23 protein-coding genes are annotated in these 24,916 nt (G+C 72.7%); 10 read left to right on the top strand and 13 right to left on the bottom strand.

Annotated elements, in window-relative coordinates; genetic code table 11:
- Positions 1–20 precede the first annotated feature (20 nt).
- Positions 21–1,364: a methylation-associated defense system protein kinase MAD6 gene (gene mads6, locus FHU36_RS10850; RefSeq protein ID WP_185083595.1), complete on the bottom strand. Its 1,344-nt coding sequence runs from the start codon at positions 1,362–1,364 to the stop codon at positions 21–23.
- A gap of 60 nt (positions 1,365–1,424) precedes the next feature.
- On the opposite strand from mads6, the gene FHU36_RS10845 reads away from it, so the two are divergent.
- The 3 genes from FHU36_RS10845 (at position 1,425) to FHU36_RS10835 (ending at position 3,107) form a co-directional block, all read left to right on the top strand.
- Positions 1,425–2,051, top strand: a complete 627-nt coding sequence (locus tag FHU36_RS10845) for a type 1 glutamine amidotransferase family protein (RefSeq protein ID WP_185083594.1) — start codon at positions 1,425–1,427, stop codon at positions 2,049–2,051.
- Positions 2,048–2,506, top strand: coding sequence for a MarR family winged helix-turn-helix transcriptional regulator (locus tag FHU36_RS10840; RefSeq protein WP_185083593.1), 459 nt, complete (start codon positions 2,048–2,050; stop codon positions 2,504–2,506). The genes FHU36_RS10845 and FHU36_RS10840 overlap by 4 nt, the downstream gene beginning before the upstream one ends.
- A gap of 361 nt (positions 2,507–2,867) precedes the next feature.
- Positions 2,868–3,107, top strand: a complete 240-nt coding sequence (locus FHU36_RS10835; RefSeq protein ID WP_185083592.1) for a hypothetical protein — start codon at positions 2,868–2,870, stop codon at positions 3,105–3,107.
- Between the two features lie 186 nt (positions 3,108–3,293).
- Here the strand turns inward: FHU36_RS10835 and FHU36_RS44310 are convergent, their stop codons facing one another.
- Positions 3,294–3,914 carry a C40 family peptidase gene (locus tag FHU36_RS44310; RefSeq protein ID WP_185083591.1) on the bottom strand — a complete coding sequence of 207 codons (621 nt, stop codon included), beginning with the start codon at positions 3,912–3,914 and terminating at the stop codon, positions 3,294–3,296.
- 1,000 nt (positions 3,915–4,914) lie between these two features.
- Here FHU36_RS44310 and FHU36_RS10825 point away from each other — a divergent pair.
- Entirely contained in the window at positions 4,915–5,457 is a 543-nt protein-coding gene (locus tag FHU36_RS10825; protein ID WP_185083590.1) for a hypothetical protein, read from the top strand.
- 851 nt (positions 5,458–6,308) lie between these two features.
- Entirely contained in the window at positions 6,309–6,749 is a 441-nt protein-coding gene (locus FHU36_RS10820) for an STAS domain-containing protein (protein ID WP_185083589.1), read from the top strand.
- On the opposite strand, the gene FHU36_RS10815 is transcribed toward FHU36_RS10820, so the two are convergent.
- The 4 genes from FHU36_RS10815 to FHU36_RS10800 form a co-directional block, all read right to left on the bottom strand.
- Positions 6,647–8,821, bottom strand: coding sequence for a terpene synthase family protein (locus FHU36_RS10815; protein WP_185083588.1), 2,175 nt, complete (start codon positions 8,819–8,821; stop codon positions 6,647–6,649). The genes FHU36_RS10820 and FHU36_RS10815 overlap by 103 nt on opposite strands.
- Positions 8,818–10,302, bottom strand: coding sequence for a family 2B encapsulin nanocompartment shell protein (locus FHU36_RS10810; RefSeq protein ID WP_185083587.1), 1,485 nt, complete (start codon positions 10,300–10,302; stop codon positions 8,818–8,820). Before FHU36_RS10810 ends, FHU36_RS10815 begins: the two co-directional genes overlap by 4 nt.
- Before the next feature lie 34 nt (positions 10,303–10,336).
- A complete protein-coding gene (locus FHU36_RS10805) occupies positions 10,337–11,740 on the bottom strand; it encodes a family 2B encapsulin nanocompartment shell protein (RefSeq protein WP_185083586.1) in 1,404 nt (467 codons plus the stop codon).
- Between the two features lie 73 nt (positions 11,741–11,813).
- A complete protein-coding gene (locus FHU36_RS10800; RefSeq protein ID WP_185083585.1) occupies positions 11,814–12,863 on the bottom strand; it encodes a polyprenyl synthetase family protein in 1,050 nt (349 codons plus the stop codon).
- Positions 12,864–13,023: 160 nt separating this feature from the next.
- Here FHU36_RS10800 and FHU36_RS10795 point away from each other — a divergent pair, with 160 nt between their 5' ends.
- Entirely contained in the window at positions 13,024–13,587 is a 564-nt protein-coding gene (locus FHU36_RS10795; RefSeq protein ID WP_185083584.1) for a DUF4142 domain-containing protein, read from the top strand.
- Positions 13,588–13,641: 54 nt separating this feature from the next.
- Positions 13,642–14,691: an NAD-dependent epimerase/dehydratase family protein gene (locus FHU36_RS10790; RefSeq protein WP_185083583.1), complete on the top strand. Its 1,050-nt coding sequence runs from the start codon at positions 13,642–13,644 to the stop codon at positions 14,689–14,691.
- 49 nt (positions 14,692–14,740) lie between these two features.
- Here the strand turns inward: FHU36_RS10790 and FHU36_RS10785 are convergent, their stop codons facing one another.
- The 3 genes from FHU36_RS10785 to FHU36_RS10775 all read right to left on the bottom strand — a co-directional run bounded on the left by FHU36_RS10785 (position 14,741) and on the right by FHU36_RS10775 (position 17,038).
- Entirely contained in the window at positions 14,741–15,160 is a 420-nt protein-coding gene (locus FHU36_RS10785) for an STAS domain-containing protein (RefSeq protein WP_185083582.1), read from the bottom strand.
- Positions 15,161–15,362: 202 nt separating this feature from the next.
- Positions 15,363–15,728 (bottom strand): STAS domain-containing protein, encoded by a 366-nt coding sequence (locus FHU36_RS10780; protein ID WP_185083581.1) that lies wholly within the window; start codon positions 15,726–15,728, stop codon positions 15,363–15,365.
- Entirely contained in the window at positions 15,725–17,038 is a 1,314-nt protein-coding gene (locus FHU36_RS10775; protein WP_185083580.1) for a PP2C family protein-serine/threonine phosphatase, read from the bottom strand. The genes FHU36_RS10780 and FHU36_RS10775 overlap by 4 nt, the downstream gene beginning before the upstream one ends.
- A gap of 181 nt (positions 17,039–17,219) precedes the next feature.
- On the opposite strand from FHU36_RS10775, the gene FHU36_RS10770 reads away from it, so the two are divergent.
- Together FHU36_RS10770 and FHU36_RS10765 are read left to right on the top strand one after the other, a co-directional pair.
- Entirely contained in the window at positions 17,220–17,813 is a 594-nt protein-coding gene (locus FHU36_RS10770) for an RNA polymerase sigma factor (protein WP_185083579.1), read from the top strand.
- Positions 17,810–19,315 (top strand): hypothetical protein, encoded by a 1,506-nt coding sequence (locus FHU36_RS10765; RefSeq protein ID WP_185083578.1) that lies wholly within the window; start codon positions 17,810–17,812, stop codon positions 19,313–19,315. The genes FHU36_RS10770 and FHU36_RS10765 overlap by 4 nt, the downstream gene beginning before the upstream one ends.
- Before the next feature lie 31 nt (positions 19,316–19,346).
- On the opposite strand, the gene FHU36_RS10760 is transcribed toward FHU36_RS10765, so the two are convergent.
- Together FHU36_RS10760 and FHU36_RS10755 are read right to left on the bottom strand one after the other, a co-directional pair.
- Complete coding sequence (locus tag FHU36_RS10760; RefSeq protein WP_185083577.1) at positions 19,347–20,519, bottom strand: glycosyltransferase family 4 protein; 1,173 nt, start codon at positions 20,517–20,519, stop codon at positions 19,347–19,349.
- Positions 20,516–21,364, bottom strand: a complete 849-nt coding sequence (locus tag FHU36_RS10755; protein WP_185083576.1) for a sulfotransferase family protein — start codon at positions 21,362–21,364, stop codon at positions 20,516–20,518. The genes FHU36_RS10760 and FHU36_RS10755 overlap by 4 nt, the downstream gene beginning before the upstream one ends.
- Before the next feature lie 386 nt (positions 21,365–21,750).
- Here FHU36_RS10755 and FHU36_RS10750 point away from each other — a divergent pair, with 386 nt between their 5' ends.
- A complete protein-coding gene (locus tag FHU36_RS10750) occupies positions 21,751–23,130 on the top strand; it encodes an MFS transporter (protein WP_246502018.1) in 1,380 nt (459 codons plus the stop codon).
- A gap of 57 nt (positions 23,131–23,187) precedes the next feature.
- Here the strand turns inward: FHU36_RS10750 and FHU36_RS10745 are convergent, their stop codons facing one another.
- Together FHU36_RS10745 and FHU36_RS10740 are read right to left on the bottom strand one after the other, a co-directional pair.
- Complete coding sequence (locus tag FHU36_RS10745; protein ID WP_185083574.1) at positions 23,188–23,589, bottom strand: DUF8820 family protein; 402 nt, start codon at positions 23,587–23,589, stop codon at positions 23,188–23,190.
- A gap of 31 nt (positions 23,590–23,620) precedes the next feature.
- Entirely contained in the window at positions 23,621–24,856 is a 1,236-nt protein-coding gene (locus FHU36_RS10740; RefSeq protein WP_185083573.1) for a DUF6745 domain-containing protein, read from the bottom strand.
- Between the last annotated feature and the right edge of the window lie 60 nt (positions 24,857–24,916).

Below are 24,916 nucleotides of genomic sequence, written 5' to 3'. Positions count from 1 at the left end.
CGACGGCCAGGTCTGCGGGCTCATGATCCGGACACGATGCGGCGGACCAGCCGCCTGAGCCGCGACTGCTGGGGAATCCCCTGGAGGGCGTCGAGCGCCTCCGCCGCGGTCGGCCGCTTGACCGGCGAGTGGTCGAGCATCTGGCGCACCACGTCGGGCACGTCGGGGCCGTGGGCGTCGGCGCTGGCCGGCAGCTCACCGGTGAGGAGCTGGTAGGCGATCACCCCGGCCGCGTAGACGTCGGAGGCGGCGGTCATCCGGTCGGGCCGGTCGTTGCACTCGGGGGCGACGTAGTGGGCGTCGAGCACGTTGGTCAGCTCGTGGGCGACCGTGAAGTTGCGCGGCCCCGGCTTGGCGTAGTCGAACCCGGTCAGCACCGCGTGCCCGTCGTCGGTCACCAGCACGCAGGCGGGGGTCAGGGCGCGGTGCATGACGCCGTGGGCGTGGGCGTGGGCCAGGCCGCGCAGCAGGTCCTGGATCACGCCGAGGCGCGCGCCCTTGCCCAGGCTCAGGTGGAGCGCCTCGCCGTGCACGTCGTCGAGCACGAGCACGAACCGGCTCTCGTCGTCGATGGCGAAGAAGTCGCGCGAGCGCACCAGGCACGGATGCGGGGGGATGCGGGCCAGCGTCTGGTAGGCGTTGGCGATGCGCTGCCGCTCGGCGGCCCGCGACTCCTCGTCGGCGAGCGGGTCGGCCTGGTAGACGCGCAGCAACACGGTCTCGCTGCCCGGCAGCGTGGCGTTGAAGGCGCGGTACTCGGTCACCCGCGCGTCGCCGCCGAGCTGCTCCTCGACCTCCCAGTTGCCGAAGCGCGGCGGGGCGGTGCTGCGCCGCACGGTCTGGTTGAGCGCGTCGAGGATCTTGGTGAGGTACGGGCTGATGTCGGGGCTGCACCCGCGTCTGATGCGCGACACGTCGCTCAGCGTGGCGACCAGACGGGGCAGGTCGGTCACGTTGGGCCGGTCGCGCCCGGCCGGGTCGACCAGCACGGCGTCGGGCGAGGTCAGCACGACGAGGTTGTCGACGTAAACCCGCTCAAGCTGGGTCGCCCTGGACACCAGCAGGCCCTTCAGCGCCTTGGCGGTGCCGCGCAGCTTGGTCACGGGGGAGCCGAACGCCTCGCGGCGCGGCGGGAACCACCGCGAGCCCGACACCTCGATGCGCCCGCGGGTGCCCTTGACGTCGATGACCACCAGGGAGTGGCCGGTCAGCACGATCAGGTCGACCTCGAAGACGTCATGGCCGCGGGGCACCTCGACGTTGTGCAGCAGCAGCCAGTCGGCGGGCGCGTGGTCGCGGAGGTAGGCGATCACCCGCCGCTCCGCGTCGTTGACCGGCTGCCCCCCGCCGACGATCTCTGCCATGCCCCTATCCTCGCACGTCCCCGTATTGACAACATGTTGTCGTTGTGACAAGATACTGTCATGAACACGACGAAGAAGCCGGTCCACCTCGCCGTCTACGACACCATGGCCGACTGGGAGGCCGGGCACGCGATCGCCCACCTCCGCAGCGGACGCTTCCACCGCGAGCCGGGAGGCTACGAGATCGTCACGGTCGCGCTGACGGCCGAGCCGATCACCACCATGGGCGGGATGCGCGTGACCCCCGACATCACGCTCGACCGCCTCGCCCCCGAGGCCAGCGCGCTGCTCATCCTGCCCGGCGCCGACCTGTGGGACGCGGGCGACTCGCTCGCGCCGTTCGCCCGCGCCGCCCGGACCTTCCTCGACGCGGGCGTCCCGGTCGCCGCGATCTGCGGCGCCACCGCCGGGCTGGCCCGCGAGGGGCTGCTCGACGACCGCGACCACACCAGCGCCGTGGTGCAGTATCTGGAGGCGCAGGAGGGCTACGCCGGGGCCAAGCGCTACCGCGACGAGGACGCGGTGACCGACGGCGACCTGATCACCGCCGGGCCCACGGAGCCGGTGGCCTTCGCCCGTGAGATCCTGGGCCGCCTCGACGTCTACCGGCCCGAGGTCCTCGACGCCTGGTTCCGGCTGTTCAGCAGGAGCGACGCCTCGGCGTACGAGGTGTTGATGAATGCATGAGCGAGTCGGCTGACCTGCTCTCGGCCACCGCGTTGACCGTCTTCCGGCTGAACGGCCAGTTCCTCGAGGTGTCGGAGAGGCTGGCCGGGCCGGCCGGGCTGACGGCGGCCTGGTGGCAGGTGCTCGGCGCGGTGCTGCGCGAGCCGAGGCCCGTCGCGGGGATCGCCCGGACCATGGGCATGACCCGCCAGGGCGTGCAGCGGGTCGCTGACCTGCTGGTGGAGAAGGGGTTGGCCGAATACCGGCCCAACCCCGCCCACCGGCGGGCCAAGCTCCTGCAACCCACGGCGGCCGGGCGTGAGGCGATCGCCGAGATCGTCCCGGGGCACCGGGCCTTCGCCGACCGGCTCGTCGCGGAGCTGGGCGTGGAGGGGGTCCGCGATTGCCTCGACGCCCTCCAGCGCCTGTCCGGCGCCCTGGCCCGCCTCGACGAGACCGTGCACGAACAGGCGTGACCTCCGGCTGGGAAAAGCGGCGCGCGCCTTGACGCTTTCCGGCGGCACGCGCCCCGGCCGGGGTGATACGCGGACCGATGTTTTTCGCCGGGGCTGCCCACCTGAAGGCGGCGGCCAAGTTTAGGGTGATCATCTCCAAACGGAGCAGCCGCCTCGCCGGGTCATTCTGTATATGAAGCGAGTTCGTGTGCCGTGCGAAACCGTGTGCCAAGAAAACGAGGCGGCTCCTTGACCCCGGCGAGGCTTTCTTGGGTTGCGGCGCCCGCATGTGGTTGGGGATTGTTATTGGCGGCACCTTACAGCCCTGCGCAATCGACTATGGCGCCGCCAATTGTGCGCCGATCCACGGAGGAAAACAAACATGATCCGTCGTATTCTTGTCGGTGCTGCAATCGCGGGCGCCGCGTTCGGCTTCTCGGCCACCGCCGCCTCCGCCGACTCCGCACCGTTCAACAGCGGCAACAGCGTGCTCAGCCAGTTCAGCGCGCTCGACAACCTGACCGCGGCGAACAACGTCCTCAACGACTCGGTGCAGGACGTGTACGTGCTCAACATCACCCGCGCCTCCGAGCTCAACGTCACCGCGCTGACCAACGGCTGACGCCACCCATGGGCGCGGACGCGAAGTCTCCTCCGGCGGTCCGCCGGTCACCTGCCGGCCGGCTGCCGGACGCCATCTCCTTCGCGGTCCGGCGCCCAGTGAACGCACATCGCGACGACCGTGGATTCTCGCGAGGCCACGGTTTCCGCCCGTTCGCGGGCGTGATGCGCGGGCGGCCCGGGACACTCACCCGCTCAAGCGGGCCGTCCCGGGCCGCTGGTCTGCGGCGGGTTGCTGGCCTGCGGCGGGCTGCTGGTCCGCGGCGGGTTGCTGGTCCGGGCCGGGGCGGACCACTCCCATGAGGTCCGGTCGCTCCAGCGGGGCGAGGCGGACGACCTCCCCGGTGAACGGCGCGGCCACCACGCGTTCCCCGTCGACGGCCAGGCCCACGTGCTCCGGTCCGGGCCGCTTGGGCTTGCTGTCGTAGAACACCAGGTCACCCGGCCGCACGCGCTCCCTGGGCACCCGGGTGCCCGAACGCCACTGCTCGGACGTGGTGGAGCCGATGGGCACCCCCGCCCCGGCCCACGCGTACTCGGTCAGGCCCGAGCAGTCGAAGCCCTTGGTCCTGCTGCCTCGCCCGATGCCGTATCCGGGGCCCTGCGGGCCGCCGCCGCCCCACGAGTACGGGACGCCCAGCATGCCCAGCGCGGCCCGCGCCGCCACGGCTCCCGGCTGCCGCCCACGCACCACCACGCCCTGCAGACCCGCGGCCGCCTCCACCGGCCGGGCCACGGCCCCGCCCACCGGCACGGACTGCTCCGTGCCCATCGGCTCTCCCGAGGTGGGCGCTCTCCGCGTCTCCATCGGTTCTCCCGCCGTCACCGGTTTCCGCGTCCCCGCCGGGTTCGCCGCGTCGCCGGTCTCGGGCTTCCGGGTGCCGGCGGCCGCCGCGCGTCCCGTCACGGGCGGGCGTCGCCGCTCCCCATCGGCCGCCGCCCTTTCGCGCAGCTTCGCGGCACCGGCCGCCGCGTGGCCAGGCTTTCCGCCACCGGCCGCCGCCCTTTCGCGCGGCTTCCCGTGACCGGCTGTCGCGTGGCGCGGCTTCCCGTGACCGGCTGTCGCGTGGCGCGCGTCACCGCCCGCAGCCCGGCGCCGCGTCCCGGCGGTGCGCGTCCCTTCCTGCCGACGTGCGCCGGTGACCGTCTCCCGGCGCTGTCCGCCGCCGGTGACCGCTCCCCGGAGGTGCCTGCCGCCGCCGGCCGGGTGCGTGCGGGCGGGTCCGGGCGTGCTCCCGCGCCCGTCGTGGCCCTTCGGAGGCCGGCCCGGCGCGGGCTCGCGGACCGGCGGCTTCCCGGCGGCCGTACAGGCGACGCATGACGGGCGGATGATGTTCGCGGCATGCGCAGGTATGCAATTCATGGTGATCAGCATTACGCAGGTTCCGCTTGTCACCGCCTTCAGGAGAAGCGTCCGTATTCGGTCCATGGCATATTCAGCGCTCCCTTGCTCGTTTCCGCGTCGCACCTCCTCGTCGACGCTGTCCCAGACCTCCCGCCGGGAGTATTCCTCCTGCTGTATGGGGATAAAACGCCCTTTGATCAGGCCGGTAGCGCATATGACGATAAGCTGAAAAATAGCCGCCGATACCCACCGGCCAAGCCTGGAGTAATCGAGATATATCAGGACAACACAGCATCAAGTGCCAAGCGATTGAGGCCCGTATTTGACTCCGACTTAGCGAATTTCGGTTGCGGTGGCAGGCCGGGGCGCGGGATCTTTATTCGGCCCTCGCAGACCTGTGAGGGTGATCCAGATGAAGCGCAAACCCCCTCCGCGCGGAATCCCCAACAAAGGAGAAGTTAAAATGATGCGTCGCATTCTCGTCGGTGCAGCCATCGCCGGCTTCGCGTTCGGTATCTCGGCCACTGCCGCCTCTGCCGACGCGAACCCCGCCCCGGTCAAGAGGACGTCCGACTGCGTCACCAAGCCCGCCGTCACCACCGACGTGTGCGCGGTCAAGCCGGTCATCAGCGCGACCAACTGCGTCGCCAAGCCGGTCGTCACCACGACCAACTGCGTCATCGCCAAGCCCGCCGTCGCCGCGCCCGTCGCCACCAGCTCCATCAGCGCGACCTGGTGCGAGGCCAAGTCGACCATCACCACCACCCAGTGCGTGGTGCGCCCCGTCGGCTCCTCCGGCGCGGTCAACACCGGCAACCAGATCGGCAGCCAGTGGTCGGCCCTCAGCGGCGCGAGCCTGCTGAACGGCGTGGCCAACAACTCGGTCAAGAACGTCCACGTGCTCAACGTCGACAAGCTGTCGAAGATCGACGTCTCCGCGCTGAACAACCAGGGCGCCGCCTCCGGTCTGGCCACCCAGGGCATCGTCTGCGCCGACCCCTGCTGAACGACCGGCAGACCCGGACGGCCCGGGGAGGCAGCGGCCTCCCGCGCGTCCATCCGCGCGGCACGTGACGCGGTCAGGTGACCGTGGTGCCCCGTGCGGACGGCCCTGGCCGGACCGGCGCCCGTGCTCGCCGAGCGCGGATCGGTGTGGAGCAGGCGGCCACTCGGACGACGGCGGCACCCGCGTGATGGCGGCGGTGCCCCCGGAGGGATCGAGCGGCCGTGCCGGTGGACTGTGCACACCCACCGGTGACCACACCGCATCCGTCCGACGACGAGCCGGAGGCCGGCGCTGACCAGCGCCCCAGGAGTCCCGACCGCGAGCCGGCAGGGTGACGGCGACGGGCGACCGGTGTCCAGACGTGGACACCGGAAAAGGAGCCGTCGCCCCGGCGCGGGATGACGACATGACCGCCGGTGGGTGCGGGCGTGAGATGGCGGCCCGCAAGGGACGCCCGCCCCCTGACCGGCGGACATCACCGCCAACGTGAGTGCGGCGGCCCCAGGCCGTCCGCGGCGACGAGCACGACGGGCGGCGGTGATGGCGATGCCGGCACCGGCACCGGGTCCAGGCTCGGGTGCGACACCTGGGTCACGACGGTCGATCAGGAAAGTCCGTACGGCCCGCGGCGCCCGGCGGGGATCGAGGTCCTCCTCGACCCCCGCCGGGCGTTCCGGCTATTACCCCACGGACCCTGATACCACGTCTTTAGCCTGCATATCACTTATGAAAAGACATTTCAGATAATCTGGTTCCGGGTCCTCGTCATGCGACGGCGGTCACCCTCCGTCCGAGGCAGCGGCGCCGGCTGTCCGGCGGCAACCCCCGCGCGTGGGAGAGGGGGTGAGCCGATGGGCGGCACGGACATGACCGAACGCCTGCTCTACGCCGACAAGCTGGTCCGGATCTTTCTGCGGGCCGGCGAGGACGGTCCCCTGCTGGTGCTCGCCGGCGAGGTGGACGTCACCAACAGCCAGGCGCTGGCCCGGACGCTGGAACGCTGCCGCCCCCGTGGCCGTCACGTGACCGTCGACACGGGCGCGCTCACCTTCGTCGACGTCTCCGGCCTGCGGGTGCTGCTCCTGCCCACGGTGCCCGCCGCGCAACGATGGGTACGCCTGCGCAACGTCACCCCGAACCAGGAGCGGGTCATCCGGCTGCTGGGCTGGCGCGAGGAGCCGCAGCCGCATCAGCGCCCGGCGAGGAGCGCCGCCGAGGTGCCGAGACCGGTCGGCCCGCCGGGCAACGGGCGAGGCGGGCGGTGGTGGCGGAGCAGGGACGCCTCGTCGTAGCGGCGGCACTCCCGGTGCCACACCAGGATGCCGGACATCCAGTTCTGCAGCTCCTCGACGTAACCGCGCAGCACCCGGCGCGCCTCCTCGTCCAGGCCCGCGTCGTCGTACAGGACCGGCAGCTCGTGCTCGGCCACGTGCTGGAACTGGCGCATCCGCGACGTGAGCAGGTCGTTGACCACGGCGAGCGCCGTGGGGTAGTCGCAGCCGAAGAAGGTCTGCACGACCAGCACCACGTTGTGCACCTCGCCCTCGAACTCCACCTCCTTCTGGTACGAGAACACGTCGTTGAGCAGGGCGGCGTAGTCCATGGCGGAGTTCTCCAGCGACCGCATCGGCCCGCTCTCGTAGATCTCCGGCGGCACCCGGTTGCCGTGGGCCAGGCGGCACAGGCTCATCGTCAGCTCCGAGCCGAACGTCATCCGCCGCATCTCGACGTAGTCGACCGGGTCGGGCACGCGGTGCTCGATCTGGTTGACCAGCTCCCACAGCCAGCTCTCGACCATGTCCTCGACGGCCTTGCGGAAGGCGCGGCGCGCGGCGGGCCGCATCGCGCCGGCCGTACGTGTCCACAGGTCGGCGAGGCTGCGCTCCAACGCGGTGACCGGCTGGGCGGTGACCGGGCCGTCCAGCGGCATGAACGCCGGCAGCCGGTCGACGGCGGCCTTGGCGGCGGGCAGGTTGCGGGCGCGGCCGTAGACGACGGGGAAGTAGTCGTCGCCGTAGGTGCCCCAGGCCAGCCAGGCCGACGACAGGCCGAGCTGTTCGAGGGAGGCGTCCGGATGGATGCCCGCCGCGCACAGCGGCAGGTCGTAGTCGAGCAGCTTCTCCTCGTCCCACACGGCGGACCCGGCGACGCCCGGCTGGGCTTCGAGGATGCCCATCGCGTGCGCCCAGGCGACGACGTCGGCCCGCGCCGCGTCGAGGTGCGGCGAGAGTTTCGGCGTGAACGGCATGCACAGGTCGGGGATCACCGACGGCCCGACCCGCTGGTGCGGCACGTGGGTGCGGGCACGCACCCGCTGCGGGCCGACAAGCCCGGTGATCGACCCCATGCCCAGCCCGCCGCCGCGGTCGGCGCGCTCGTTCATGTAGCGGCTGGAGCGCAGGTGCCACTCGTGACCGCCCGACTGCCAGTCCTGCAGCCCCTTCACGTACGCGAGCACGCCTGCGCAGGCCAGCGGGTCGAGGGCGTGCTCCACGAACAGCGGCCCCAGCTCGGTGGCGACGGTGTGCTCGAACTGCTGGAGCCGGGAGGTGAGCAGGTCGTTGACGGCGTCGGCGGCCTCCTGCGTTGTGCAGCCGAAGAACGTCTCCAGGACCAGCACCCCGTTGCTCAGCTCGCCCTCGTCCTCCACCTCGCGCTGGTAGGAGAACAGGTCGTTGCGCAGGTGCACCCCGTCGGAGAACGTGTCACGCAGCACCCGCAACGGCCGGGAGCCGGCGACCCGCTCGGGCACCTCGGCGCCGACCGCGTGCTCCACCAGGGCGGCCGACCACGGCGCGCCGCCGACCTTGCGGCGCATCTCGATGTACTCGACCGGGTTGGGCACCCGGTGGGCGTTGATGTTGGACAGCTCCCAGAGCGACTCGTTCAGCAGGTTGCGGGTCGTCTCCGCGAACCTGGCCCGCCAGTCACGTGACCGGCCGGGCACGGTGCGCGCCCACAGGTCGGCCAGGCCCGCCTCCACCGGGTTGGCGGGCTCGGGGAAGCCGCCGGCCAGGTCCATGGGCATGAACGCCGCGAGCCGTTCGAGGTGGTCGCGCCCGCCCCGCCGGTCGCCGGTCCGCTTGTACAGCTCCAGGAAGTGGTCGTCGAAGAAGAACACCCACACGTACCAGTCGGTGATCAGACCCAGCATGGTCGCGTCGCAGTCGGGATGGGTGTACGCGCACAGCAGGGCGTAGTCGTGGGAGTCGAGGTCACGCTGGTCCCAGATGCCCGACCCCTCCAGCATGCCCATGTCGCGGGCCCACTGCCGGGAGTGGCTCCTGGCCTCCTCCACGTGGGGGTTGAGCCGCGCCGGGTACGGCAGGTAGAAGTCGGGGAGCTCGAACGGCTGGTCGGTCATGGGGTCACTCCGGGGTCGCAGAGCTCGACGTCGTCGAGCACGCCGAGGGCGTCGGGCACCAGCACGGCGGCCGAGTAGTACGCGCTGACCAGGTAGGAGGCGACGGCCCGCGCGTCGATGCCGGTGCTGCGCACGCTCAGGCCGGGCTCCCGCTCACCCGGGACGCCGGTCTGACGCAGGCCGACCACGCCCTGGTCGGCCTCGCCGGTGCGCAGCACGAGGATCGACGTGGTGCCGTGGCGGGAGATCGGGATCTTGTCGCACGGCAGGATCGGCACGCCCCGCCAGGCGGGCACCATGCGTCCGTCCACCTCGACCGGCTCGGGGTGGACGCCCCCGCGGTTGCACTGGCGGCCGAACGCGGCGATCGCGGCCGGGTGGGCGAGGAAGTAGCGCGACTTCTTCCTGCGGCACAGCAGCTCGTCGAGGTCGTCGGGGGTGGGCGGGCCGGTGCGCGTGGTGACGCGCTGGCGCGGGTCGGCGTTGTGCAGCAGGCCGAAGTCGCGGTTGTTGACCAGCTCGCGCTCCTGCGCCTCGCGCACCGCCTCGATCGTCAGCCGGAGCTGCTCGCCGGTCTGGTCCATGGGGTCGCTGAACAGGTCGGCGACCCGGGTGTGCACGCGCAGCACCGCCTGGGAGACGCTCAGCGGGTACTCGCGGGGGCCGGGGTCGTAGTCGGCGAACGTGCCCGGCAGGGTGGGCTCACCGGTGTGGCCCGCGGCCACCTCGATCGCGGCCTCGCCGTGCCTGGTGAGCGGTCTGGCCGGCCGGGCCTGGTGGCGGGCGAGCCGCGCCTCCAGCGACGGCGACCGGCCCGCCACCGTGCGGAACGCGGCCCACGGCAGGAACAGCACCGCGCAGGTGGTGGTGGCGGCCAGCAGCGTGACCGGCCACCGCCCGCCCGGCTGAGGCAGCCCGTCCCCAGGCCCGTCCTCGCGCCCGTCCTCGCGCCCGTCCCCGCGTCCGTCCCCGCGCCCGTCCCCGGGCCCGTCGCGGGGCGCCAGGAGGTCCGCGCCGGCGTGGTCGCCGGTGGACAGCGTCGCCCGCACGACGCTGTTGCCGTACGCGCCCGCCTGGCGCACGGTCACCTTGCCGTGCGCCACGAGCAGCAGCCCCTCGGCCGGGTCGCCCGCCCGCACGATCACCTCGCCGGAGGTGTAGTCGCGCTGCTCGAACAGTCCGGCCAGGGTCTCCAGCACGGGCACATCGGTGTACCCGTGCAGCGGCGGCAGCTCGGCGAGGGACGGCGGGATCACCCGGAACCGCGCGCCCGCCCCGGTGAAGCTCACCCGCCCGCCGCCCACCGGGTAGGTGAGCCTGCGGTTGACCCGGTAGGTGCCGCCGGGCACGTCCACCCACGGGAGCACCCGCAGCAGCCAGCGCGGGGAGATCTCGCTCGTCTGCGGGACCGACTTGGTCGTCGTGGCGAGCGTGCGCGCCGCCGCCGTGTCCAGGCTCAGCCGCTGATCCCGTTCCGTCAACCGGAACACCACCCTCTCGACCGGACCGGTGCCGTCAGTTGTCGCGGCCGAGCTCGACGTCCTCCAGGACGGCGAGCGCGTCGGGCACCAGCACGGCGGCCGAGTAGTAGGCGCTGACCAGGTAGGAGATGACCGCCTTCTCGTTGACGTTCATGAACCTGACCGACAGGCTCGGCTGGTACTCGTCGGGGATGCCCGTCTGGTGCAGGCCGACGACGCCCTGGTTGTCCTGGCCGACGCGCATCAGCATGATCGAGCTCGTCCGGGTCTCCGTGACCGGGATCTTGTTGCACGGGAAGATCGGCACCCCGCGCCAGGCCGGCACCCGGTGCCCGTTGACCTCGCTGGACTGGGGGTAGAGACCGCGCTTGGAGCACTCCCTGCCGAACGCCGCGATCGCCTGCGGGTGGGCCAGGAAGAAGGCGGGCTCCTTCCACACCTTGGCCAGCAGGTCGTCGAGGTCGTCGGGGGTGGGCGGGCCGGTGCGGGTGCGGATGCGCTGGCCGAAGTCGGCGTTGTGCAGCAGCCCGAATTCGCGGCTGTTGACCAGCTCGTGCTCCTGGCGCTCGCGCAGCGCCTCGATCGTGAGCCGGAGCTGCTGGTCGAGCTGGCTCATCGGCTGGTTGTACAGGTCGGAGACCCGGGTGTGCACGCGCAGGATCGTCTGGGCGACGCTCAGCTCGTACTCGCGCGGGCTCAGCTCGTAGTCGACGAACGTGCCGGGCAGCGTCGGCTCGCCGGTGTGGCCGGACGACAGCTCGATCGCGGCCTCGCCGTAGTCGTTGCTCGCCCGCGCCTGGCGGGCCTGGATGCCGTCGAGGTGCTCGCGCAGCGCCGCCGACTGCTCCAGCACCTGGCGGAAGTCGTGCTGCGACAGGGTGAGCACGGTGCACGCGGTCGTGGTCCTGGCGGTGAAGCCGTAGCGACCGGCGCCGGTCAGCAACTGCTCGCCCAGGTGATCGCCGTCGGCCAGCACGCCGAGGCTCTGCTCGTCGCCGTAGGCGCCGTGACCCGTCTGGACCACCCGGCCGTGGGCGATGAGGACGAGCTGGTCGATCGGGGTGTCCTCGGTGACGATCGCCTGGCCGGGCTCGTACTCGCGCTGCGTGAAGCGCTCGGCCAACGCCTCCAGCACCTCCATGTCACCGAAGCCGCGCAGCGGCGCCAGCTCGGTCAGCTCGGCGGGGATGACCCGCACCTCGGCCCCGGTCGTGGAGAACGTGATCCGGCCGTCGCCCAGGGTGTAGGTGAGCCGCCGGTTGACCCGGAACACGCCTCCGGCGGTCTGCACCCACGGCAGCAGCTTCAGCAGCCACCGCGAGGTGATCTCCTGCATCTGCGGAGCGGTCTTGGTGGTCGTCGCCAGGTTGCGTGCCGCCTCGGTGCTGAGGCTGAGCTGCTGCCCGTTGGGCAGGGCCGGCTCGGTCGTCTCTGTCATGGTGTGCCGCCGTTCTTCAGCTGTGGACATGATGAAGTGGAACGTTCCAGTGAGGAAGGGGAGGCGCGGCCGGTCAGCGGTCGCGGTGGGCCAGCTCGCCGGCCAGCACGGTCAGGGTCTCGCGCACCTCGGGCACGATCGGCGCGCCCTCGATGGCCGCCACCGCCTCGCGGACCCGGTCGTCGATCATCTCCTCGACCTCGGCGAGCGCCCCCGTGTCGACGAGGATCGTGCGCAGCTCGCCGGCTCGCTCCTCGGTCAGGTCGGGATGGCCGTGCCAGGTGCGCAGATAGGTGCGCTGCGCGGGCGTGGCCCGCTGGACCGCGTGCGCGAACAGCACGGTGTGCTTGCCCTCGCGCAGGTCGTCGAGCGCCGACTTGCCGGTCTCGGCCGACGAGCCGAACGTGCCCAGCACGTCGTCGCGCAACTGGAACGCCTCGCCCAGCGGCAGGCCGACGCGGGAGTAGGCGTCGAGCAGCTCCGGCGGAGCCCCGGCCAGCGCGCCGCCGATCTGCAACGGCCGCTCGACGGTGTACTTGGCCGTCTTGTAGCGGATCACCGTGAGCGCCTGCTGCACGGACACGCCGGCCCGCAGCTGGGCCAGGATGTCGAGGTACTGGCCGCTGATGACCTCGCTGCGCATGGCGTCGAACAGGTGGTGGGCCACGCGCAGCCGGGCGGGCTCGACCCCGCACGACGACAGCAGCGCGTCGGCCCAGGCCAGGCTGAGCGTGCCGAGCAGGATGCCGGCCGCCTGGCCGAAGGTGTCGGAGCCCGGCCCCTGGTGCAGCGCGGCGAGCCTGCGGTGCACGGTCGCGTGGCCGCGCCGCAGATCGCTGCCGTCCATGATGTCGTCGTGGATGAGCAGCCCGGCGTGGCACAGCTCCAGCGCCGCCGCCGCGCTGATGATCTCCTCGCAGTCGTCGCCGCCCGCCCCGCACCACCCCCAGTAGCACAGCTGCGGGCGGATGCGCTTGCCGCCGCCCATGATGAAGTCGGTGAGCAGTTCGTACGCCGACACGACGTCCGGATCGGACACGGGGGCGCGCCAGGAGTCGAGGAACCCGAGCAGCCGCTCGTCGATGCGCGGCCCGACCAGATTGCGCGTGTAGCTCAGTGCCATGCCCTGGCGCCCCTTCCGGCAACGGATTCGCTACGCGACGTTATTGTTTGAATACACATTGTGTAAACCCCCTTGCGTAGCTCGATTACTCTGCGCATCCGAAAGGTGTCTACTTGTGGCCATACGCTGAGTGCTCGAAACAAGTGGGGATTCCATGTCCATGCGCCGTTCGCACCTGAGCCTGCTTCTCGCCACCCTCGCCGTCACCGCGTCCGCGGGATGCGGGGGAGCCACCACCGACACGGCCGCCACCGACGGGGCGCCGGCCGGCGCCCCGGCCGCGGCGCCCGTCCACCTGTCCGGCCAGGACCGCACCTGGCTGCGCACGATCCACCAGGGAGGCATCGCCGATATCCACGTCGCCCGGCTGGCGCAGACCCACGCCAAGAGCGCCGAGGTCAAGGCACTCGGCGACACCCTGGTAGCCGAGCGCGCCAAGCTCGACGAGAACCTGCTCAGCAGCGCCCAGCAGTTCGGCGTCGACCTGCCCGGCACCCTGACCGAGGCCCAGAGCAAGCAGGCCGAGGCGCTGGCGCAGGCCTCGAACGCACGCTTCGACCGCAAGTTCGTCGCCGAGATGCTCAAGTCGCACAAGGACGCCATCGCCGCGACCCGCCGCCAGATCACCAGGGGCAGCGCGCCCGAGGTCGTGGCGCTGGCCAAGACCACGCTGCCCTCCCTGCGCAGCCACCTCGACCTGCTGCGCAAGGCCGCCCGCTCCTGAGCCCGCCCCGGCCGCGAAGTTTCGGGGCCGGGCGCGGGGGCAGCGGAGCCCCTCATGAGAGTGGTCGTGGTGGGGGCGACGGGCAACGTCGGCACGAGCGTGGTGCGCGCCCTGGAAGACGACCCGGACGTGGCCTCCATCGTCGGCGTGGCCCGGCGGGCACCCGGCTGGCGGGGCAGCCGCGCCGAGTGGCGGCAGGCCGACGTGGTCACCGGGGACCTGGCCCAGATCTTCGACGGGGCGGACGTGGTGGTGCACCTGGCGTGGCTGTTCCAGCCCACCAGGGACGCCACCATCACCTGGCGGGCCAACGTGCTGGGGAGCATGCGGGTGTTCCGCGCGGCCGCGGAGGCGGGAGTGCCCGCTCTGGTGTACGCCTCCTCCGTGGGGGCGTACTCGCCGGGGCCCGGCGAGGAGCCGGTGGACGAGAGCTGGCCGACCCACGGCTGGCCGGGAGCCGCCTACGCGCGGGAGAAGGCGTACGTCGAGCGGGTGCTCGACGTCTTCGAGTACGACAACCCGGACGTCCGCGTGGTGCGCATGCGGCCGGGGTTCATCTTCAAGCGCGAGGCGGGCACCGAGCAGCGGCGGCTGTTCGGTGGCCCGTTCGTCCCGCGGCGGCTGGTGCGGCCGGGGATGATCCCGTTCGTGCCGGACATCCCGGGGCTGCGGTTCCAGGCGCTGCACGCCGACGACGCCGGTGAGGCGTACCGGCTGGCCGTCACCAGACCGGTTTCCGGGGCGTTCAACCTGGCCGCCGAGCCGGTGCTGGGGCCGGCGGAGCTGGCCCGGCTGCTCGGCGCGCGGACGGTGCCGGTCTCGGCGTGGATGGCGCGCGGTGCCATGGCCGCCGGCTGGCACCTGCGGCTGCTGCCCGCCGCGCCCGGACTGTTCGAGATGTTGCTGCAACTGCCGGTGATGAGCACGCGGCGGGCCCACGAGGTGCTGGGCTGGACGCCGCGGCACCCGGCCGACGACGCCGTGCTGGAGATGATGGCGGGGCTCCACGACGGCGCCGGGATGGACACGGCGCCGCTGGCCCCGGACGGCGGCCCGGCCGGGCGGCTCAAGGAGGTCGCCTCGCGCATCGGCGGTCGCCCGTAGCGGGGCGTCGCGCGTGGGGGACCGGGTGGGGACCGCGTAAAGGACGGGGTCAGGCGACGCCGGTGCCGCCGTTGCCCGTGCCGTGGACGGGGCGGCGGGGAGGCTCCGGCGGGTCGAGCACGGCCGTCAGCGCGTCGTCGACCGTCTCGTGCACCGGCAGGTGGGAGCCGACCCGGGTGATCTCGACGATGCGGGCCGGCATGGCCTGCATCGCGGCCAGCCGGACGCTGCCGCCGTGCCGGGCCGTCGTGGAGTAGGAGCTGAGCAGGGCGCGCAGGCCGGCGCTGTCCATGAAACGCACCCCGGCCATGTCGAGGACGAGGTGGTCGCCGGGCTGCCGGCGGACGTCCGCGACGAAGGTCTCCAGCCGGCCGGCGTTCGTGGCGTCCAGGTCGCCGTGCAGCGAGATCACGGTGACGCCGGGCAGATGCCGGTAGGCCAACGTCAGCCAGGACATCAGCAATTCCATGGGTCCGGGAACCTGGGCCGAGCGAAGGTCGCCATGACCGAACCATAGCCCTTCACCTGCGTCGCGGTCGTCCAAGGAAGCTTGGGATTCGCATGACGAATATCGCGGTACGCCTGCTCGTGGTTGCGCGAAGTATGTGCTAGCGCGGCGTTCTACGAGTTTTGTCCATTTTAGGGTTGGCGATCGGCCTACCCGGAGCCGGTCAGCTCTTTCCCGTGATGGCGGCGGTCGCCTGATCGGCGCTCGGATAGAGGTCGAACGCCTGCGACAGCCCCGTCATGCGGAAGACCCGGTCGAGCCGCGCGGTCAGGCCGGCGAGCGCGACGGTGCCGCCGCGTTCGAGGATGAGCTTGCGGAACACCAGGAACGTCCGGATGCCGGTGGAGTCGCAGAACTCCAGCCCGCTCAGGTCGAGGACCAGGTGCCGGTGGTCGGGGGTCAGCGTGTTCGCCATGTCGGTGCGGAGTTGCGCCGCGCTGATGTAGTCGAGCTCCCCGCTCAGGGCCAGGACACACGTGCCGGTGGCGGCGTCGGCCGAGATCTGCGTCAGCTGAACAGGTGCGGTCACCGGGATTGCCTTTTCACGATCGGAGGAACGGTCATGGACAGGATGGCCGTGTCGTCGGTCAGGCCGGGGCCGAACGCGGACAGGGTCTCCTCCAGCCGCGACACCACCGCCTGCGCGGGCTGCCCGGCCAGCGTCGCGGCCAGGCTGATCAGGCGGTCCTCGCCGTACATGTGGCCGGCGGGGGTGCGCGCCTCGGTGAGCCCGTCGGTGTAGAGGAGCAGGCCGTCGCCGGGGCGCAGGAACGTGCTCGCCACCGAGAACCGGGCCTCGGGCAGCAACCCGACCAGCATCCCGCCCTCGGTGTGGACGGTGTCCACCGTGCCGTCGGCGCGTACGGCCAGCGCCGGCGGATGGCCGCCCCCGGCCAGGCTGACCCGCACCCCGTCGTCGCCCGGGGTGAGCACGCCGTACACGACGGTGCAGTAGCACGGGTCGGCCCCGAGGAACTCGTCCATCAGCACCGCGTTGAGGTTGGTCAGCACGTCCTGAGGGTCGCCCGCGTAGACGGCGGCGGCGCGCAACGTGTGGCGGGCCAGGGCCGTCACCACCGCCGCGTCGGCGCCCTTGCCGCACACGTCGCCGAGGAAGAACCCCCAGTCGTTCTCGTCGACCCGGAAGACGTCGAAGAAGTCGCCGCCGACCTGGTCGGCCGAGGCGACGTGGTAGTGGGTGGCGATGTCGAGGCCCGGAACCTTGGGCGGGGAGGGCGGCAGCAGCACCCGGCGCAGCGTCGAGGTCAGCAGCTCCAGCCGGCCCCGCTCCGCCTCGGCCTGCTCGCGCAGCCTGCGCTCGCGCTCGACGGCGGTCCGGGCCGACAGCCGCAGCTCCAGCTCGCCGGACACGAGGGCGGCCAGGTCGACGAGGGTGCGCAGTTCCTCCTCGGTGACCTCGCGCGGCCGGACGTCGAGCACGTTGACCGTGCCCAGGTGCAGGCCGTCGGTCGTGGAGATCGGGGCGGCGGCGTAGAAGCGGATCCCCGGCGCGCCGGTCACCAGCGGGTTGCCGGCCGTCCGCGGGTCGGCCAGCGTGTCGGCCACCACGTAGGGGTCGGACTGGGTGATCGCCGAGGCGCACAGGCCCGCGTCGCGGGAGACCTGCGTGAGGCCGTCGAGCAGGCCCGTCCGCGCCTTGAACCAGATCCGGTCCTCGTCGACGATCGTCACCGAGGCCATCGGCACCCGGAAGGCGCGCGCCGCGAGCTGCACGATCCTGTCGAAGGCGCTCTCCGGAGGCGTGTCGAGGATCTGGTAGCGCCGGACGGCCGCCAGCCTGGTCGCCTCCACGCCCGGATCGATCAACGTTGCCGTCATGTGCTCGTCGTCACCGTCTTCTCTTTCTCGGACACGGGCAGTTTAGTCCGCTTCACGGTACGAAGGGCAGCCCGATGACGCGCCCCGCCCGCGTTTCCGCCGAGCACGGCACCGCCCGGATGAAGACGAATCGGGGCTGCGGCGGAGTAGAGATGTACCTCAGGAGAAGGGACACCAGCGGATGGCCGCTCCCCCCGACGTGACCGCGAGGGTCGACGACGTCACGCTCATCGAGCGGTCGTGGCGCCGCCCCGACGCCTTCGCGGTGCTCTACGACCGCTACTTCGGCGACGTCTACCGCTACCTCGCCGGACGGGCCGGCCCGCAGGTCGCCGACGACCTCGCCGCGGAGACGTTCCTCGTGGCGTTCGGCAAGCGGCGCACCTTCGACCCCGGTCGGGGCGCCGTGCGGCCCTGGCTGTTCGGCATCGCCACCAACCTCCTCGCCCAGCACCGCCGGAGCGAGACGCGCAGGCTGGAGGCGTTGCAGCGGACACCCGCCGAAGGCCGGGCGGAGGGCGGGCACGAGGACCGGGTGGCGGCTCGGCTCGTCGCCGCGAGCGCGCAGGGGCCGCTCGCGGCGGAACTGCGCCGGCTCCCGGACGGCGACCGCGACGTGCTGCTGCTCGTCGCGCTCGCCGACCTCAGCTACGAGGAGGTCGCGCTCGCCCTCGACATCCCGCCGGGCACGGTCGGCTCCCGGCTCAACCGGGCGCGCAGGAGGCTGCGCGCGGCCCTCGGCGGCGTCAACCCCATGATCGGAGGCTCGGAATGAGTGAGCTGAACGGCCACGCCCGCCGGGAAGGCGACGGTGCCGCCCGCCGTGACCTGTGCGCGCTCGGGGGGCCCGGCGACCGGTTCGGCGAAGGGGTCAGCGATGGGCTCGGCGACCGGCGGGACCTGGACGCGGTGCGCGCGCTGCTGGGCCTGCCGGAGCCGTCGCTGGACACGGTCGTGGCGGGCCGGGCGCGCCTGACCGAGGCCCTGGCCCGGCAGTCCACGGCCGGTGAGCACGAGGAACCCGCCTGGCCTGACAACGTCGACGGTTCCGCCTGGCCCGACAGCGCCGACGGGTCTTCCTGGCCTGACGGCGCCGACGGGTCGTCCTGGCCCGATGGCGCCGACGGGTCCGCGCCAGGTCGGTCCGGCGGGCCGGCCCGAAGTGGCGCGTCCGACCGGCCCGCCGGTGGTGACGCGCGACGGCCAGGCGGGCCGCGGGCGGGCCGGCGCCCGTGGGCGCGGGGGCGCAGGCGGTGGCCCGCCCTGGGCGCGGCGGCGGCGACCGCGGCGACGATCCTGGCGGGTGCCGCCATCGTCTGGCCGGGCGGCCCGGCCACGCCCGCGGGCCCGCCGGCCGCCGGCCCGTCGGTCGCTCCCACGGCACCCGCGTCGGCCGCGCCGGATCCCCGGGCGGTCGACCCGCGGGCGCGGAAGCTCCTGCTGGTCGCCGCCGACGCGGCCGAGAAGGCCCCCGCGAACGGCGTCTACTGGCGCACCACGCGGTTCGACCACGGGCAGGTGCTCGACCCCGGTGGCACCTACGTCCTCGAACGCCGCAGGTCCGAACAGACGTGGCTGGCCCGCCGGCCCGGTGACCAGAGCTGGCGCATCCACCGAGCCCTGGGCGCGAGCCCCGCCACCGCGGAGGACCGCGCGCTCTGGCGGGCGGCGGGCTCGCCGAGCACCTGGAAGTACCCGGCCCCGCACAACCCGAAGGTCACCCTGCAGACGCTCAGGACGGAGGCGGAGGCGCCGGCCGCCGGCCGGCTGCGCGGCAAGTGGGTGGGCTCGGGCGGCGACCTGTTCAAAGGGCTGCTGACCTGGGAGGAGCTGAGCCGGATCCCCGACACCCCGGACGGCCTGCGTGCCTACCTGGAGGCGGGCCTGACCCAGGGCTCCAGGAAGCCCGCGAACATGGACGAGGCGCTGCGTGAGCAGGCCCTGCATCTCATCGTCGGTGTGGCGGTCTCGCCGAAGGTGCGCGCCGCCGCCTACCGGGTGCTCGCCGGTCTCCCCGGCATGCGGGCCGGAGGGGAGACCGTCGACGCGCTGGGGCGTCGCGGCCAGGCGCTCGACCTCTCGAGGGCCCGGTACGACGGGGAGCGCGTCGCCTGGCGCCTCCTGATCGACCCGGACAAGGGTCTCATCCTGGCGAGGGAGACCACGTCGGCGGAGACGACGGCGGACGGGCGCCGGGTGGAGCTGCGGCACTCGACCGCCTACCAGGCCGTCGGATGGACGAAGGAGCGGCCCGAGCTGCCCGCCCGCCGCGAGTGACCGGCGGAGGTTTCCGGGACACCGCAGAGCTCTAGCCGGTCTCGGGCGCGTCGCCGACGGGCCGCCCGTCGAGCAGCCGGGAGAACAGGTCCACCCACAGCGGCATCACGACGTCCGGCGCGTACGACCGGGCGGTGCGCGCGGCCTCGGCCCCGAGGCGCAGCCGCAGGTCGCGGTCGCCCATCAGCCGGTCGAGGGCGGCGGCCAGCGCGCCGACGTCGCCCGGCGGCACGAGCAGCCCGTCGATCTCGTGGGTCAGCACGTCCGCCGGGCCGGTGGGGCAGTCGAACGCGGCCACCGGCAGCGCGTGGCCCATCGCCTCGATCATCACCATCGGCAGCCCCTCGAAGCGTGACGACAGCGCGTAGATCGAGGCGCGGGCCAGCTCGCTGTCGAGGCGGGTGGTGCGGCCCAACAGGCGGACGCGGTCGCCGAGCCCCTGGGCCTCGATGAGCGCGGCGAGCGTGGCCTTCCTCGCCCCGGAGCCGAAGATGCGCAGCTCCCACTCGGGATGCCGCCGTACGGCCTGCCCGAACGCCTGGACGAGCAGGTCGAAGCCCTTCTGCCGGACCAGCCGCCCGGCCGCGACCACGACGGGGTTCTCCTGCCGCGACAGCGCGCCGGACGGCTCGACGATGTTGGGGATGCGCACGATCGGCGTGCCCGGCAGCAGCTCGCGGTAGGCGAGCTGGTTGGACCGCGTCAGCACCACCACGGCGTCGAACCGGCCGTAGTAGCGGGCGATGTCGTCGCGGACCGTCGCGGGGTAGGCGTCGAGGTTCATGTGGTCCTGCGCCACCCGGACGACGCCCTTCGGGGCACGGCGGGCGGCGATGAGGTTGAGCGCGGGCCGGGTGGTGACGAGGACGCCGTCGCGCAGCGAGGAGACGTAGTCCATGACGGCCCGCTCCACCCGCTCGGTGAAGTAGTCGGCGGCGAACTCGCCCCGCGGCACCATCCTGCCCCGGACCCGCCGCCACGCCCTGCGGCCCACGGAGTCGCGCCGCACCCCGTCGCGCTGGTCGACCAGCGACTCGATCCGCACCCGGTCGTCGAGGCCGAACTGCGGGGTGTTGCGGCGGCGGACTACGCTGACGATCTCGACCTCGTGGCCCAGCGCGGCCATCGCGCCCGCCTGGTTGAACACCGTGCGGATCGTGCCGCCCACCCCGTAGGCGTGCAGCAGCAGATAGCGGATCTTCACAGGTAGCCCCAGCTCCGGCACATCGGACGCAGGGCCTCGGGGATCTCGTCGGGGGCCGGCAGGTCGCGGCCGGGCTGGACGGTGCCGGAGCGGATCTTGTCCTGCCAGTCGCCCAGCCCCTTGCGCACCACGCCCGGGGTGCCGTACTCCAGCATCTCCCGCGTCCACGGGATGCCCAGGTGTTCGCAGACGGCCCTGGTGACGCCTTCCGGGTCGGCCGTGAGGCGCTCGTAGCGGACGGTCAGGCCGGGCAGCCCCTTCCTGGCCCGCTGCACGGCCTTCATGTAGCGCAGCGCGTCGGCCGCCGCCTCCTCGCGGGAGCGCCGGTCAGGGTCGGCCTCGTACCAGGAGGCGGCGATCGAGGCGGGGTGGCGCAGCAGGAAGACGAAACGGGCGTCGGGCCAGCAGGTGGCGATGCGCCGGTAGGCGAAGGCGTTGGCGGGCGTCTTGTCCACGATGTACTGCTTGCCGCTGCGTACCAGCTCGCGGTGCAGGACCCGGTCCCACAGCAGGTGTTCGAGGTCGGCCTGGTTGTGGCCGAGCGCCTCCATCGCGTTCCTGGCCAGGGCGGTGCCGAAGCCGACGGTCAGCCTGCGCACGTGCAGCTCGTGCGGGGCGTGCAGCAGGGGATGAGCGTCGAGCATCGCGCGCAGCAGCGTGGAGCCGGACCGGACCGGGGACAGCACGAACACCGGCGCGGTCAGCAGCCTGTCGAGGGCCGGATCGGCGGGCGGCCTGATCTCCGGCTCCCCGGCTTCGCCGGGCTTCGGCGCCGGTCCGACCCGTTCCAACCGGACGCCGGCGAACCTGCCGAGCGCCTGGTTCACCTTCCGCTGCCAGGTCATGACGTGGGACGCTACCCGTGAATCCCGCTGACTACCTGCGAATCTTCCTGGCGAGAACCCTGGGCGCCCGACTTTTGACCCTCCTGGCCGAAGGGTGCGACATGCGAGTGATCAGGCGAGGTGCGGGCCCTCGTGCCGCAGCGTGACACCCGTTGCGACAGGCTTCCACGCGGGCTTGAGACTTTCGCGCTCCACGGTCCAGCACCACCCATGGCGGGCCGGCGGAGAGGCTCCGGGGCCGGTTCAACGACATGCTCGAAGTCATGAGTGACCATGAACAGTCCGGCACGGAGCGTGCTGGAACGGGCGGACGCCCCCGCCCATCAGACGACGGAGGTGAGCGCCGGGATCTCGCTTCGGCCCCGGCGCCGTCCTCCTGGCGAGAGTTGCTGGGTCCGGAGCATCTGGGCGCGGCGGTCGTGCTGGCGAGCGGAGTGCTCGTCGGCGCGATCAACATCTACCTCGCCGCGAGTCTGCTGCCGACCGCGGTGGCCGACCTCGGCGGCGCGACCTTCTACGCCTGGAACATGACGGCCTATCTCATCGCCATGGTGATCGCGACGATGCTCTCCGGCCGGTTCCTGTTCCGGTGGGGGAACGTCGGCGCGTACCTGCTGGGCTTCGGCACGTTCACGGTGGGTTCGCTGGCCTGTGCGGTCAGCCCGGCGATGGCGGTGCTGCTGGCCTCTCGCGGGGTGCAGGGGCTCGGCGCCGGGCTGCTGTCCGGGCTGGGCTTCGCCGTCATCCGGTCGGCGCTGCCGCCCTGGCTCTGGACGCGTGGCGCGGCGCTGATGTCGGCGATGTACGGTGTCGGCAACTTCGCCGGCCCGGCGCTCGGCGGCCTGTTCGCCCAGCTGACATCGTGGCGGCTGGCGTTCGCGACGATGGCGGCGGTCTCCGCCGTCTGCTGCGCGATCGTGCCGCGCGTGCTGCCGCGGGGCGAGCGCAGTGACGCCCGCCCGCCGATCCCGGCCGTGTCGCTGCTGCTCGTCATGGCGTCCGCCGCAGCCGTGAGCGTGGCGGCAGTCCTGCCGGGCACCCTCACGAAGGCCGCCGGCATCGCGGGAGGGCTGTTGCTGTTGGTCGGGTTCGCGGTCCATGAGCGGCGGAGCGGGACGCGGGTCTTTCCGCGTACGACGTACCAGAGGGGCTCGTCGTTGAAGTGGGTGTACCTGACGCTGGGGTTGCTCGCCTTCGGCGTCGCGGTCGAGTCGTTCCTCCCGCTGTTCGGCCAGCGGCTGGCGGGCCTGCCGCCCCTGGTGGCCGGGTTCTTCGCCGCGGCCATCTCGCTCGGCTGGTCGCTCACCCAGATCGGCAGCTCGTCGATGACCGGGGAGCACGCGGTGCGGCGGCTCCGCGTGCTGGGCCCCGTGCTGCTCGCGTGCGGACTCCTCGTCCAGGGGCTGCTGCAGCGCGAGGATACGCCGATCTGGCTGGTGGTCGTCTGGGTGCCGGTGCTGTTCGCCGCGGGTTCGGGCATCGGGCTGGCCTATCCACACCTGTCCGTGGCCGCGATGTCCAGCACCTCGGATCCGGAGGAAGGCGGGCGGGCGGCCGCGGGGATCGCCACGGTGACGAGCCTGTCGATCGCGTTCGGCACGGCGGTCGCCGGAGTTCTGGTCAACCTGGGTGGCGGGTCGATGCTCGATTCGGCGCGATACGTGATGTTCGGATTCACGGTCATCTGCGCGGTCGGCGCCCTCACCGCACGTGCGGTGAACCGTACAAGCCGGATGGAGAGTCCCCGCGCCACCACGACAGCGTGACCTCGACGTCGGTTGAGATCGACCTGATCTCCCCGGGCCACGGCGATCGAGCGTTCCTCAGTCGGCGACCAGCCGGGCCTGGTCGGCTTGCTCGCGCTGGCGCCGTAGCTCGTAGGTGCCGGGCGCGATGCCGGTGAAGGCGTGTTCGGGGTGCGCGAGGTAGGCGGTCGCGTCCGCTGCGACGGTCAGCACGCCGAGCACAAGCCCGCCGAAGCGCTCCGGGGTGAAGAACGCCTTGCCGGTGGCGAGCAGGAGGTGGGTGTTGGCCTCGGCCTGGCCGCGGACGATCGGGACGCCGGTCTCGGGGACGGGGGTGCGGGCCGGCTGCCGGTCGGCCGGTACGACGGCGACATCGCCCTGGAACTGCAGGCCGGACAGGATGGGGATCTCGGCCTGCCGATCGAGATGATCGTCGATGGTGACGCCGAAGATGGCGATGGCCTCTTCGATGGTGGGCATCTGCTCGGGCTCCTTTGCCGGTGGACGGGGGTCAGGATCGTCGTTGTGCCGTGGCGTACTGCACCGAAGTGAGGCCGTAGGTCCAGGCGGCGGCCTCGAGGGGGTCGGTGCACTCGGCGGGGACGGTGAGGCCGAAGCGGCGGCGGGTGCCGTCCCGTTCGACGGTGCCGTTGGTGCACAGCAGGACCCGTACGTGTGTGGTGTAGATGCCTTCGGGGACGTCGTGCAGGGTGAGGGTCTGGCCGGGGTTGCCGGGGTCGGGCACGGCGGGCCCGACCTGGGCCAGGCGGGCCTCGGCGATGAAGCGGTCCCAGCCGCGCCGTTCGATGGCGCAGCGGCGGATCTCGGCGTTGGGTTCGCGGAGGATCTCGTCGGCGGTGAGGGTGTCGTCGATGACGGCCTGGGGGACATGGGTGCCGTGCCAGAAGTACACCCTGAATCCGTCGGCCCAGCGGGCCGCGGGGCCGTCGGCGCGATGGGGCCGGTGCGTGGCCCAGGGGCCCTCGCCGGCCTGCTCCACATGCAGCTCGGCCGGGCGCGGACAGAGCATGACGAAGTCGAGGAAGGGCCACCACCACCAGCCGGCGGGCGCGGACTGCGCCGGGGACCGCTCCGCGACGGTCGGCCGCGACGGGCTCTCGCCGGGCGGCGGGACCGCGTCCGGCCCGAAGCCACCGACCAGGGCCGGCCAGGCGTCGGACTGCCGCCAGGTCAGGTGGGCCCGCCACAGCCGACGGACCTCGCCGCGGATCGTGTCCTGGCGCGGGCCGCCCACCGCCGCGTCCACCGCCGCCCGGACCGCCGCGTCCGACGCCTCGGCGATCATGGACAGCGCGCCGGTGAGCACGCCGAGGCTCTCCTCGCGGGCGGGCGTGACGTGCGCGTCGTCCCGTACCGCCGAGGCCGTCGTGGCGGCCAGCGCGGAGCCCACCGCCGCGATGATCTCGGCGTGCAGGGCGGTGGCCGCCGCGCCGTGCACGGGATCGCTCGCCGCGCCGTCGGCCGCGGCCTGGACGGCGGCCCGCACGGCGTGGCCGACGGTCTCGCCGGCGGTGTCGTCCACCGCGCGGTAGACGGAGTCCAGGACGCGGTTGTTGCGGTGGCCGGTGCTCAGGCAGGCGGCGATCGGTGCGGCGAACGCGCCGACGAGCGGCGAGGACACCCACACGACCCGTTCGGGGAACGGGACCCCGATCTCCCGGTAACAGGCGCGGGCGGCCGACTCCCACGCCTGCCTCTCGGCAGCGGTGCCGTGACGGCCGGGCATGCGCTCAACCTCCCGCTCGCCGGACGTCGAACGGGCCGGACCCGGTGCATTCACGGTCGA

The sequence above is a fragment of the Nonomuraea muscovyensis genome (assembly GCF_014207745.1).
GTDB lineage: Bacteria > Actinomycetota > Actinomycetes > Streptosporangiales > Streptosporangiaceae > Nonomuraea > Nonomuraea muscovyensis.
This window is presented reverse-complemented; position numbering and strand designations above follow the sequence as displayed.